The 13,244-nt window shown below is 64.8% G+C and carries 10 protein-coding genes; 8 read left to right on the plus strand and 2 right to left on the minus strand.

Annotated features, from left to right (window positions below; all coding sequences use genetic code 11):
- Nucleotides 1-85 precede the first annotated feature (85 nt).
- From A5766_RS20160 to A5766_RS20195, 8 genes are all read left to right on the plus strand, one after another.
- Nucleotides 86-1,678, plus strand: coding sequence for a molybdopterin-dependent oxidoreductase (locus A5766_RS20160; RefSeq protein WP_005203209.1), 1,593 nt, complete (start codon nucleotides 86-88; stop codon nucleotides 1,676-1,678).
- 85 nt (nucleotides 1,679-1,763) lie between these two features.
- Nucleotides 1,764-3,152 (plus strand): PE-PPE domain-containing protein, encoded by a 1,389-nt coding sequence (locus A5766_RS25180; protein ID WP_005203207.1) that lies wholly within the window; start codon nucleotides 1,764-1,766, stop codon nucleotides 3,150-3,152.
- 237 nt (nucleotides 3,153-3,389) lie between these two features.
- A complete protein-coding gene (locus tag A5766_RS20170; protein ID WP_005203205.1) occupies nucleotides 3,390-4,487 on the plus strand; it encodes a Re/Si-specific NAD(P)(+) transhydrogenase subunit alpha in 1,098 nt (365 codons plus the stop codon).
- Nucleotides 4,487-4,792, plus strand: coding sequence for an NAD(P) transhydrogenase subunit alpha (locus A5766_RS20175; RefSeq protein WP_005203203.1), 306 nt, complete (start codon nucleotides 4,487-4,489; stop codon nucleotides 4,790-4,792). Before A5766_RS20170 ends, A5766_RS20175 begins: the two co-directional genes overlap by 1 nt.
- Entirely contained in the window at nucleotides 4,789-6,306 is a 1,518-nt protein-coding gene (locus tag A5766_RS20180; protein ID WP_005203202.1) for an NAD(P)(+) transhydrogenase (Re/Si-specific) subunit beta, read from the plus strand. The genes A5766_RS20175 and A5766_RS20180 overlap by 4 nt, the downstream gene beginning before the upstream one ends.
- A 92-nt stretch (nucleotides 6,307-6,398) precedes the next feature.
- A complete protein-coding gene (locus A5766_RS20185) occupies nucleotides 6,399-8,537 on the plus strand; it encodes a hypothetical protein (RefSeq protein WP_039854683.1) in 2,139 nt (712 codons plus the stop codon).
- Between the two features lie 69 nt (nucleotides 8,538-8,606).
- Nucleotides 8,607-9,644 (plus strand): YdcF family protein, encoded by a 1,038-nt coding sequence (locus tag A5766_RS20190; RefSeq protein ID WP_005203200.1) that lies wholly within the window; start codon nucleotides 8,607-8,609, stop codon nucleotides 9,642-9,644.
- Between the two features lie 125 nt (nucleotides 9,645-9,769).
- Nucleotides 9,770-12,094: a SulP family inorganic anion transporter gene (locus tag A5766_RS20195; RefSeq protein WP_082965587.1), complete on the plus strand. Its 2,325-nt coding sequence runs from the start codon at nucleotides 9,770-9,772 to the stop codon at nucleotides 12,092-12,094.
- Here A5766_RS20195 and A5766_RS20200 read toward each other — a convergent pair.
- Nucleotides 12,066-12,806, minus strand: coding sequence for a metallophosphoesterase (locus A5766_RS20200; RefSeq protein WP_039854718.1), 741 nt, complete (start codon nucleotides 12,804-12,806; stop codon nucleotides 12,066-12,068). The genes A5766_RS20195 and A5766_RS20200 overlap by 29 nt on opposite strands.
- 152 nt (nucleotides 12,807-12,958) lie before the next feature.
- Nucleotides 12,959-13,244 (minus strand): dienelactone hydrolase family protein (locus A5766_RS20205; RefSeq protein ID WP_156527534.1); only part of this gene is annotated, 286 nt, incomplete at its 5' end.

Here is a 13,244-nt window from a genome sequence, read left to right on the forward strand (position 1 = left end):
AGCGTAGACCAAAAACTAGAACGTGTTCTAGTGATTGGGGGTCCTGCGTTTGCTCTCTCCTCAGGCTCGAGAGGTATCAAGGAGTGTGTCCTCGGGACGAACCCTCACCAGACCTGACGTCGACGACAACCGTCGACCGTCGACTCATGACGGCCCCGCAGCGGTCGCCGGGCTGATCGCGGTCGGTGCGGGCCTCGCCGTTGGCGAGTTGTGTGCGGTTCCGATCTCGGAGAACAGTTCGCCATTCTTCGCCGTCGGCTCGACGGTCGTCGACCACACGCCGCAGGCGGTCCGTGAGTGGGCGATCGGCACCTTCGGTACGTCGGACAAGACCGCCCTGTTCACCGGGATGGCGCTGATCATCGTCGTCCTCGCAGCGGCAACGGGCGTGCTGGAGCGGCGTCGACCTCCCTTCGGCTGCGTCGTGATCGGAGTGTTCGCGGTGGTCGGGGTGGTCGCGGCACTCAACCGGTCGGGTTCGAGCGGCGCCTACATCATTCCGTCGCTGCTCGCCGGGGTCGTCGGTATCGGGGTGCTGCGACTGCTCCTACGACAACTCGACGCCACGCAAGACACCTACGACGACGAGCAACAGGACGACGAGCAACAGTCCGGGGTCCCACGGCGCTTCGTCCTGACGGCTGCGGGAATCGCGGTCGCAGCCATCGCCGTCGGCGCCGTCGGCCGCAAACTCCTTGCCGACGCCGCGCGCACCGTCGCCGATCGCGCAGGGATCAAGCTGCCCGCCCCCGCCTCACCGGCACCGCCGATCCCCGCGGGCGCCGACATCGGTGTGCAGGGCGCGACGACGTACGTCACCGACAACGCGTCGTTCTACCGCATCGACACCGCCCTACAGGTGCCTCAACTGACCACCACGGACTGGACGCTGCGGGTGCACGGCCTCGTCGACGAGGAGTTCACCCTCACCTGGGACGAACTGCTCGCCATGCCCATGACCGAACGCGTCGTGACGTTGACCTGCGTGTCCAACGAGGTCGGCGGCGATCTCATCGGCAATGCACGCTGGCTCGGCGTGCCGATGAAGACTCTCCTCGACAGGGCAGGCGTGCGCCCGGGCGCCGACATGTTGTTCTCGACGAGCTCAGACGGCTGGACCGCGGGCACGCCCGTATCGGCGATCACCGACAAGCGGGACGCGCTGCTCGCCGTCGCGATGAACGGCGAGCCGCTGCCGATCGAACACGGATTCCCTGTGCGACAAGTGATTCCGGGCCTGTACGGGTATGTGTCGGCGACGAAGTGGGTGACCGATTGGGAGCTCACCCGCTTCTCCGACGCCCAGGCGTACTGGACCACGCGCGGGTGGTCGGCGCTTGGTCCGATCAAACTCGCGTCGCGCATCGATCGTCCCGCGGGCGGCTCGGTCAACCCCGGCGAGGTGATCATCGCCGGGACGGCGTGGGCGCAACACACGGGTATCTCCGCCGTGCAGGTTCGTATCGACCGCGGGCCCTGGCAGGACGCGCAACTGGCAACCGAGTACAGCATCGACACCTGGCGCCAGTGGAAGTTCACCTGGCAGGCGACGAGCGGCAAGCACACCGTCGAATGCCGCGCCATCGACAAAAACGGCAAGGCACAGACCGAGACCGAGGCCGATCCGGTTCCCGACGGCGCGACCGGACTCGATTCTCGCGACTACACCGTCGGCTGAGCAGGATGCGCCAGGGGTTGCCGCGCGCGGGAGGCGACAGCCGGGGGCTACCCTTCGACGCAGCACACGTGGAGGGTGGGGTCACATGCACAGAATCATCACTTCTGGACTCGCGGTGTGCGCTGCGGCCATGCTGCTGACACCCGGCACCGCGAGCGCGGCGTCGACAAGCGCGTCGAATCCCGTGCAGTTCCCCTCGTCCTGGTATGAGCCGACGCCGATCCGGGACAAACCCAGCTGGCTCCCGGAGGGTCTCGGAGAAGATTCGACGGTGGTCCTCATCCCCGGCACCAGCGATTTCACACCGATCAGTTCGACGGTGATCGGCGGCGCAGGTTCCCCGATGGGAGGCGACCAATACGGCCGCACGGTCGACGTCGGGTTCTACGACGCACCGCATGGCGCGGGCTCCTACAATCCGAAAATCCCTGTCGTGCAATACCCTGCGGCCTTCGGGGTCGTTGTCGGCAACAAGGAGTTCGATCTCACCGGCAACGGCACCTACAACGATTCGGTCGACATCGGCACCGCCGACGGCGTCGCTGACGCCGAGCGGGCATGGGTTGATCGCGGTAAATCGGGCACCATCGTTCTCAATGGCTACTCGCAGAGCGGGTCCATCGCGATGAACGTCGCCTACCAACTCCACCAGAAGTACTTGGCGGGAGACGCGGACGCGATCCCGGATGCCAACGTCGTCGTGCTGGTCGGCGCCGACTCGCGATTTCCCAACACAGGCATCGAAACGGTCATACCCAGCGTCATCCCCGGTGCCTACACGAACGGTCCGCGCGACGAATCGAGTACCGGCGACATTCGGGTCATTTCCTACTGCGTGCGCGGAGACTCGGTGTGCGGCTTGGGAAATCCCCTCGCGCATCCGTTGGCCTCCGCTTTCTACTTCTTGCCCGGCGCCACGATCCACGGACAAAAGGGCAACCTGGTGAACCAGTATCAGGTGGTCTCGACGAAGGAGGTCGGCAACACCACCTACGTGGTCCTCGACGGCGGCAATCCGCAGGGGATCTTTCTGCGCAGCCTGGGCATACCCGTTCCACCAGAATTCGACGACGCGCTCGACACTCTGGTCCCCGTACCGGAGCCGGGTGAGGCGTCGATGAATGCAGGCGAGAAGCTGCCGACACCGCGCGAGATCCAGGTTGCTCTGTACGACGCGTTGGGACTGCAGGTACCGGTCACCGACCCGGACGCCCTCGCGGCACAGGGTAAGACGTGGCAGCCGCCGCAGAACACCAGCGCGGCGCCGACCCCTCGCGATCAGGAGGTGGGCGATCAGGCGGTGTCGGCCTCGGCGCCCCCTGCTCGCACAAACCCTGCTCCCACAACCCCTGCTCGCACAAACCCTGACCAGCTTCCCGCAGCCGCCGACACTGCGCCCGCAGCGGTCCACGAAGACCCCGTCGGCGACTTGGTCGCCCGTATCGTTCGGTGGGCAACCGGCAACGTCAAGTAAAAGTGAGCAATTCAACGGCGTGATCTGCGTCTGATGAGGTCATGCTATGTTCGTCGCACCGAATTTCGAGCGGGCGCGGCGTGCGGATGACCACCTCATTGACGAACGCGCCCCGACGAGGCGCCATACGTTGTGACCGGAGGAGTAAACCCGCGGATCGCCGTGCGCTCGTACCCAAAACAAGATCGAGTACTGACCAAGACCAGTGCCGAAGAAGACAGAGAAGAAACAGACAACATGAGTGTGGGAGTCGTGCGCGAAACGGCCGAGGGTGAGCGTCGCGTGGCGCTCGTCCCGAAGGTCGTTGCGACGCTGGTAGGTAAGGGAGTGCCGGTAACCGTCGAATCGGGTGCCGGTGTGGAGGCGTTGATCCCCGACGACGCATACGTCGAGGCGGGAGCAACGATCGGCGATCCGTACGCGGCGGATGTGGTGCTTCGTGTGTCACCGCCGAGCGATGCCGAGATCGCCAAGTTGCGTCGCGGCCAGAAGCTGATCGGCTTCTTGGCACCGCGCAATGCCGACACCAAGGTCGGTGCGCTGAAGGAAGCAGGCGTAGAGGCATACGCCGTCGAGGCGATTCCGCGTATCTCGCGCGCGCAGGTCATGGACGCGCTGAGCTCGCAGGCCAACGTGAGCGGCTACAAGTCGGTCGTCGTCGCGGCCGACAAGTCGACGCGATTCTTCCCGATGCTCACCACCGCGGCCGGTACCGTCAAGCCCGCGACCGTGCTGGTGCTCGGCGTGGGTGTCGCGGGTCTGCAGGCGCTGGCAACCGCCAAGCGCCTCGGCGGCCGGACCACCGGCTACGACGTGCGACCCGAGGTGGCCGAGCAGGTCCGTTCGGTCGGCGCTCAGTGGCTCGATCTGGGAATCGACGCCGCGGGTGAGGGCGGATACGCCCGTGAACTCACCGACGACGAGCGTGCCAAGCAGCAGCAGGCGCTCGAAGACGCGATCAAGGGTTTCGACATCGTCATCACCACCGCACTGGTGCCGGGACGCCCGGCACCTCGCCTGGTCACCGCCGCTGCCGTCGAGGGTATGAAGCCCGGCAGCGTCGTCGTCGACCTCGCGGGTGAAACCGGCGGTAACTGCGAGCTGACCGAACCGGGACAGACCGTCGTCAAGCACGACGTCACCATCACGTCGCCGCTGAACCTGCCGGCGACGATGCCCGAGCACGCGAGCGAGCTCTACTCGAAGAACCTGCAGGCGCTGATCGAGCTGATGCTCGACGAGAACGGCGCCATCACACCCGATTTCGACGATGAGGTCATCGCATCCGCATGCGTGACCGGGTCGACGTCGACCAGTTCGGAGGTGAAGGCCTGATGTACACCGGTCTCATGGCGAACATCGCCATTCTCGTTCTCGCGGGATTCGTCGGCTTCGCGGTCATCTCCAAGGTGCCCAACACGCTGCACACCCCACTCATGTCCGGTACCAACGCCATTCACGGCATCGTCGTGCTCGGTGCGCTGGTGGTGCTGGGTTCGCTTCCGGCAGATGCCAATTGGGGCACCCGCACCATCGCGTTCGTCGCGCTGATCTTCGGCACGCTCAACGTGGTCGGCGGCTTCCTCGTCACCGACCGCATGCTCGGAATGTTCAAGGGTAAGAAGGAGTCTGCCAAGTGAGCGCCATCCTCGCCTCGACGGTACTGGCGAGCGAGTCGACGGGTCAGGTCTCCGAAGGCCTGGGCTACGGCGTCACGGCTCTCTACATCGTCTCCTTCTCGCTGTTCATCTACGGACTCATGGGACTGACAGGTCCCAAGACCGCTGTGCGCGGAAACTGGATCGCCGCAACGGGTATGGGCATCGCGATCGTCGCGACCCTGCTCAGCGTCTACAACAACGCAGGCGACGTCGGTGTCCCGACAGTCAACTGGGTGCTGATCGCCATCGGTCTCGCGATCGGTGTCGCACTGGGCATCCCGCCGGCGCTCAAGACCAAGATGACGGCGATGCCGCAGTTGGTCGCGCTCTTCAACGGCGTCGGCGGCGGTACGGTCGCGCTCATCGCGTGGGCCGAGTACATCGAGTACGACGGCTTCACCCAGGTGCCGCACGAGCCGAACGTGGCCGTGATCGTGGGATCGCTCTTCGCGGCGATCATCGGTTCGATCTCCTTCTGGGGTTCGCTGGTCGCCTTCGCGAAGCTGCAGGAACTGCTCAACAAGAACCTCGAGAAGAAGCTCGTCGCAGCGGCCAAGCTGTTCCAGGTCGCCAACGTCGTGCTGGCGATCGTGGCCGTAGCGGTGGCCGTGGTCATCGGTGTGAAGGCGAGCTCGACCAACGCGACCCCGTGGTACTGGATCGTCATCCTGCTCGTCGTCGCGGGTCTGATGGGTCTGTTCGTGGTGTTCCCCATCGGCGGCGCCGACATGCCCGTCGTCATCTCGTTACTCAACGCACTCACCGGATTGTCCGCTGCCGCTGCGGGTCTCGCGCTGAACAATCAGGCGATGATCGTCGCGGGCATGATCGTCGGAGCGTCGGGTTCGATCCTGACCATGCTCATGGCCAAGGCGATGAACCGCTCCATTCCCGCCATCATCTTCGGGTCCTTCGGTGGAGGCGACGCCGGTGCCGCGGGTGTTGCCGGTGGTGCTGGCGGAACGGTCAAGGCCACCTCGGCTGCCGACGCCGCGATCCAGATGGCCTATGCCAATCAGGTTGTCGTCGTTCCGGGATACGGTCTCGCTGTCGCCCAGGCGCAGCACACCGTCAAGGAAATGGCAGACCTGTTGGAGGACAAGGGCGTCGAGGTCAAGTACGCGATCCACCCGGTCGCGGGTCGTATGCCCGGCCATATGAACGTGCTGCTGGCCGAGGCCGACGTACCGTACGACTCGATGAAGGAGATGGACGACATCAACGGCGAGTTCACTCGCACCGACGTCACCATCGTCATCGGCGCCAACGACGTGACCAACCCGGCGGCGCGCAACGACCCGTCGTCGCCGATTCACGGAATGCCGATCCTCAACGTCGACCAGTCCCGATCGGTCATCGTTCTCAAGCGTTCGATGAGTTCGGGTTACGCAGGCATCGACAATCCGCTGTTCACCGCGGAGCAGACGTCGATGCTGTTCGGCGACGCGAAGAAGTCGGTCGCCGAGGTCATCGAGGAGCTCAAGGCGCTGTAGCACGCTGTCGGCACTCCACGACGGCGAGGAACAACTTTACGATTCGATAGCAGCGGGCGGCACGATGTGTCGCCCGCTGCTATGTGTATGTGATGACTGTCGAAGGTTCCCGAGTGCGCACGGTTATCTCGCACGTCGTTTTCGGTCTCGGAGTGCTGTGTCTGCTCGGCGGGTTGTTCGCGGGTCTGGTCAACCGCGAGGCCGTCAACAGCGCGCGGTTCGCCGCGCATGTCGACTCGATCCGGCAGGATCCCGCGGTCGCGCGGCAACTCGGCCTGCTCGTGTCCGGCAAGATCATCTCGGCGTCGCCAGAGCTCGTTGCACTGCGTCCGCTGGTGGAATCGGTGTCGATCTCGGCGGTGTCGAGTCCCGCGGCGGGTCCCGCGGTGAGAGGACTCACCGCGTCGATCCACCGATCGATCACCACGGGCGACAGCAATCTGTTCGTGCTGCGTCTCGCCGATCTCGGGGCGGTCACCGTCGCCGCGCTGCGGACGGTGGCACCCGACGTCGCTGCTCGACTCCCCGACAACATGGACGTCACGCTCTCCGCGATCGGCGCGAGCGAATGGGACTCGGGCATCCTCGATTACGTCAGATGGGTTCGGGTACTGGCCTGGCTGTTGCCGCTACTTGGCGTGCTGCTGATCGTCGGCGCGGCGTTCATCCGACCTCCGCCCGTGGAGAAGGGTCGAGCCGCGCGCGTCGCCGCGGTCACCGACACGCTCGGTGCGGCGATCATCTGGCTCGCCGCGCTCGTGGCCGCAATCCTGCTCGCCTGCACCATCATTGCCGCTTTCATCCCGACCGACACCCTCGACGGTGCAGTGACAGTCGCGGTCTGGCGCGAGGTCGACGGCAGGCTGTGGATCATCGCTGCGATAGCGGCGCTGATCGGGCTGGCCGTGCGCGCGGCGTCGAGTCTCGCGCCGGTCGACGATCTCGACAGACTCGCAGAGCGCCTGCGCGCCTGGGTGATACGACGACCCTCGACGCCTGCGGCCATTGCCGCGCGTGGTGGAGTGTTGGTGCTACTCGGTGTGCTGGCGGTGCTGCGACCGCTGACGTTCGTCACGGTTGTCGCCGTGGTGCTCGGGGCATGTGCCCTCATCGCAGGAGCGGGGGAGTTGCTGCGTGCGGCGAACAGGCAACTGCAGGGCAGTGATCGGCGGCAGGTCGCCGGCCGGTTGGCGATTCCGATCGTTGCGATAGTCGGCGTAGCGGCACTGCTGGCGACAGTCGGCGTGCTGGCGTGGCCGCAGCCGACACCGGCGTTGAGTTCCGTTGTCGCCAAGGATGATCCGAACGCGTGCAATGGTCACGTGGAATTGTGCGACCGGCCGTACAACGACGTGGCGTTTCCCGGGACACACAATTCGATGTCGGCCGCTGACGGCAATCGGTGGTTTCTCGCGGAACAGGAAACCGGCGTCATGGGGCAACTCGACGACGGCATCCGCGTGTTCCTCATCGACAGTTGGAACGGTCAGATGTCGAACAAGCCGCCGATCATCGCCAACACGCAGGACAGCCGCGCACAGGCGTTGGCAGCGGCGGAGGAGCTCTATGGAGCTCAGACCGTACAGAGTGCCTTGAGGGTGCGCGACGCCCTCGATCTGACGCCCGTCGGGCCGGTCAAGCCGTACCTGTGTCACGAACTGTGCGAACTGGGTTCGACGGAGTGGCTGCCACTGATGATCAAGGTGCGTGAGTGGATGGACCGCCACCCCAACGAGGTGGTCACGTTCTTCGTGCAGGACATGGTGGCACCCGCCGATGTGGAGACCCTGCTGCGGCAGGCGGGACTCTACGACCGGCTCTACACGCCGACCCTTGGCCAACCATGGCCGACGCTGCGCCAGATGATCGACACCCGCCACACGCTGGTCTGGCTGCACGAGAACGTCGGTGGAGGTACCGAGCGGCCCTGGCTGCTCGACGGCAAGGAGTGGACCCAGGACACCCCGTACGAATTCCGCACGACGGCCGAGTTCAACTGCGACCGCAACACAGGATCGACCACAGCGCCACTGTTTCTGGTGAATCACTGGATGAGCAACTTCACCAGCAGGATTCGCGACGCCGGAGTGGTCAATCGCGAGGAGTTCTTGTTCAACCGGCTCGAGCAGTGTCGCGCCGAGCGGCACATGATTCCCAACTACGTTGCCGTGAACAACTATCGCGTCGGAGACCTGTTCGCTTCGGTGGACCGGCTCAACGGGGTCAGTTAGCCCCCGCCGTTATCGACTTGGGATCGCAGGGAGACCCAGCCTGGCGCGAGGAGCCTTAGAGTTACGCAAGTGACTCATGTGACCAGAGTGAAGCGAGTTCGACGCGGCGTCGTCGCGCTCGTCGCGGCGGCAGCGGTGGGTGGTGCGGTCGGTTCGTTGCCCGTGGTGCACCACGCCCAGGTGCAGCCGACCGTGACCGCCGTCGACCCTGCGTCGCTCTACAACTCCGCCCAGCAGAAGTTCGCGTCAGGCGACGTGACGGGCGGACTCGAGGCCCTGAAGCAGTCGCTGGTTGTCGCACCCGCTGACACGGATTCACTCGCGCTGCAGTCGATATGGTCCGATCAGGCCGACGATGCCGCCACCGGTAAGGCGGCGCTGAGCCGACTCTCGATGATCAATTCGACACTCGCGACGAGCGTCCGCAACATCACCGCGGGTGTGTCCGCCGCCGCCGCGATCGTCCCGTCCACCTCGCCTGCGCCGGTGTCGGGACGGTCGGCGATAGTCGTACTCGGCTATGGGCTCGGGGCCGACGGAGCCATGGCACCCGAACTGGTGAAGCGGCTGACGGCGGGCAAGGCCCAGGCCGACGCGGCGCCGTCGCTTCCGATCGTCGTCACCGGCGGCGTGCCGAAGAAGGGCATCACCGAGGCGTCGGCGATGAAGAAATGGCTCGTCGCCAATGGTGTCGAGGCATCGAGGGTGACGGCGGAGGACAAGTCGGTGTCGACGGTGTCGAACGCACAGAACACGGCTGCGATCCTTGGTGCGCGGGGCATTTCCGACGTCGTGTTGGTCACCTCGCCCAACCACATTCGACGAGCAGCAGCCGACTTCGCCGCAGTGGGACTCAAGGTAGGAGGATCTGTCACCACGCCGACCGATCTGGCGAAGTACCTCACACCACTGACGAAAGATCAGCAGAAGGGCATTCGACTCGAAGCGACTCGCGCCGCAGGGATTCCCGCCACCAAACAAGTACAGTTGCCGATCCCGAGTGTGCCCGGCCTGCCGAACAATCTTCCCGACACGGGCCCGGGTCTGATTCCCGAGATCGGTGGCAAGATTCTCGATCAGCTCCTGCAGACCGGATCGAAAAGTTGAATGGCGCAACGACTTTCGATTCGCACGTGAGTTGAATCACAATCCACATCCTGGTCTAGGGGTCTCACAAGGGATTTCGCCTTTCGAGCAACCCTGACGTAACTCTCAATCTGTACGTTCGGGACATGGTAGCTACCCCGACGGACTCTCGACGGATAGACACGGCCCAACAATCCCGCGATCGATGGCGCGGAGTCCTGAAGTACGACGTTCCGGCATCGCTCGTTGTTTTCCTTGTGGCGCTGCCACTTTCGCTAGGCATCGCGGTAGCCTCCGGCGCGCCCGTCATGGCAGGGCTGATCGCGGCGGTGGTCGGTGGTGTGGTGGCGGGATTGATCGGCGGCAGCCCGCTCCAGGTCTCGGGGCCCGCAGCGGGACTGACGGTGGTGGTGGCCGAACTCGTCACCAACTTCGGCTGGAAGGTGACGTGTGCGATCACCGTTGGCGCGGGAATTCTGCAGATTCTCTTCGGTGTCAGTCGGATCGCGACCGCCGCGCTCGGCATTGCGCCGGTGGTGGTGCACGCGATGCTGGCCGGAATCGGAATCACCATCGCGCTGCAACAGATTCACGTACTGCTCGGAGGCAAGTCGAAGAGTTCTGCGCTTGCCAACATCAGCGAACTGCCCGAGCGGATCGGCGACATCAGCTGGGCCGACGCCTCGATCGGAATCATCGTCATCGTGGTGATGGTGGGTTGGAAGTTTCTCCCCGCACGCGCACGCAAGATTCCCGGACCTCTCGCCGCGATCGCACTCGCGACGGCGCTGGCAGCTGCACTCAACCTCGACGTCGAGCGGGTTCGCCTCGACGGCAACTTCTTCGACGCCATCTCACTTCCTGAACTACCCCATGGCAATTGGGGCGGATTCGTTCTCGGCGTGCTCACCGTCGCGTTGATCGCCAGTGTCGAATCCCTGCTGTCCGCGGTTGCCGTCGACAAGATGCACGACGGTCCGCGCAGCAGATTCAATCGCGAACTCATCGGGCAGGGCAGCGCGAACATGACATCGGGCCTCCTGGGTGGACTCCCGGTCACCGGAGTGATCGTGCGCAGCACCGCGAATGTCGCTGCGGGAGCGCGTACTCGGTGGTCCGCGGTTCTGCACGGCGTGTGGATTTTCGTCTTCGCGGTGTTCCTGACTGCGCTGGTCGAACAGATCCCGTTGGCGGCGCTCGCCGGGCTTCTCGTGGTGATCGGTATGCAACTGGTGAAGCTGGCGCATATGAAGACCGCCCTGCGCACCGGCGACCTGTGGGTGTACGGGGTGACTGTTGTCAGCGTCGTCTTCCTCAATCTCCTCGAGGGGGTGGCCATCGGCCTTGCTCTTGCTGTGGCACTGGTCCTGTGGCGGGTCATTCGCGTCGAGATCAACGCAGGGCCGTCGGCGGTAGGCGAGTCAGGCGAGTGGCTGATCGCGGTACGGGGGTCGCTGAGCTTCCTGTCCATGCCGCGACTCAACAGTGCGCTGGGCAAGGTTCCCGACAACGTCCCGGTCACACTGGAATTCGACGTCGACTTCCTCGACCACGCGGCGTCGGAGATGATCTCCGATTGGGTTCGTGCACGCGAGGCGACGGGCAATGAGGTGACGGTGATCGAGCGTGGCCGGGCGCGAATCGAGCATGCGCCGCTGGCTCCGCCGCGCCGACACACCGGCGGCATCATCGGTCTGACACCGTGGCGCAGCCAGCGAATCCCCCTCGACGACAAGGCTGTTGCCGACGTACCGGCATCGCTGCGATCGATCATGGCGGGCGTCACCGACTATCACCGCGAACATGCCGACGTGCTGCGTGGCCACCTGCAGGATGTGGTCGATTATCAGCAGCCGGACGCCTTCTTCCTCACCTGTGCCGATTCGCGGATCATGCCGAACATCATCACCTCGAGTGGTCCCGGTGACCTGTTCACGGTACGCAACGTCGGCAATATCGTCGGAGGGCCCAACGGCGGCGCCGAATCCATCGAGGCCGCACTCGATTTCGCGATCAACGAGGTCGGAGTAGGTGCCGTCGTGGTCTGCGGGCACTCGTCGTGCGGTGCGATGCGCGCGGTGCTCGACGACCGTCGTGGACGTGAGTTGTCCTCGGATGCGACGTCGAGCTCGCCGATCCGTTCGTGGCTGGCCCAGGCCGAACCGAGTCGGACCGCACTGCAGCTTGGTCATCCCGCTGGAAGATCAGCCGCCAGAATGGGTTTCAATGATGTGGACCAACTCGCGGTGGTGAATGTCGCCAAGCAGGTGGAGATTCTGAGTCGCCATCACCTCGTCGGGCGGGCAGCGGCCGAGGCGCGTCTACGAATCATCGGACTGTACTTCGACATTCGTACCGCACAGGTCTACGAGGTCAGCCAGACCGGTATCCACCTGGCAGGCGTCGGCCACCACGTGAGTGGTTTGCTGGACCGCGAAGTCGCTAGAACATCACCGAGCGAAAGTGTGTGATCAGCCGTCCGGCGTCGTCGAGGATGTGAAAGGCGATGCCGGGCGGCTGACCGCGGTTCACGATGTCGTGGCCTTCGAAGGGCAGGTTCAGCGTCGAGGAGACACCGGGTGCGACGCACAGCGGTCGGTCGGCGAATCGGGTGACCGCGGGCGTGTGCGCGTGTCCGCACAGGAACGCGACGATGTTGGGATGCGTGTCGACGAGAGCTGCGAGGCGTTGTTCGCCGGTCTGGCGGATGCTGTCCATGAACGGCATCTCCAGCGTGACGGGCGGATGGTGGAACGCGACGAACACCGGGGTGTCGGGTCCGTGCGCGGTGATCTCCGCGGACATCCACGACAGCGTGTCGTCGTCGATGTAGCCGTCGTTGCGGCCAGGGATCGAACTGTCGGCCACGATGAACAACACGCCGTCGACGAGCGCGGACGAGTTGATGGGCGCCGACGACTCGGCCCTGAGAATGCCCGCGTTGAACGCGGTGCGCTCGTCGTGATTGCCCTCGGTGATGAGGATGGGCAGCGGGCTGTCGATGACGAGTGAGGCCTCGCGGTACTCGCTGGGGCTGCCCTCGTCGGCAATGTCACCGGTGATCAGAAGGACATTGATACCTTTCGCGCGCGCGTTGATATAGCTCAACGTCGATTCGATGCGGCCGCGATTGAATCGGGTGCCGTTGAAATGCAGGTCGCTGATATGCGCGACAACGAACACAGGCTCTCCCGGGGGTTTGGACACACTGAACATAGCCAACAGAGTTGCCGATCGCGAAGCGAGGCCCGTGGGCGTGGCGAGAGACTCACTTGCGGCGGCCGAATAGCCGATGTCGGGGGAAGGTGTTCAGTGTGGTGTCCAGTGCAGCTCGGCTATCGGTGCAGCGTGTGCGCGAACAACTTCCGTAGCTCGGCGAAGTGGTACTCGGAGGCGTCGTGGTTGTACACCGCGGTGTCGGCCATCGTGTAGCCGTGCTGGGCGCCCGGGTAGACGGTCGCGGAATGAGTGACGCCCGCGGTGATGAGAGCGTGCTCGAATTGGGCGATCGCTTCCGGGGGAAGAGATCGGTCGCGGTCGGCGTGCACGGCGAGCACCTGGGCGTCGACGTTCGCGAGGCGCAGATGCGGACTGTCCGATGACTGTGTGACCAACCCGCCC

The organism is Gordonia sp. 852002-51296_SCH5728562-b, from assembly GCF_001665475.1.
GTDB lineage: Bacteria > Actinomycetota > Actinomycetes > Mycobacteriales > Mycobacteriaceae > Gordonia > Gordonia sputi.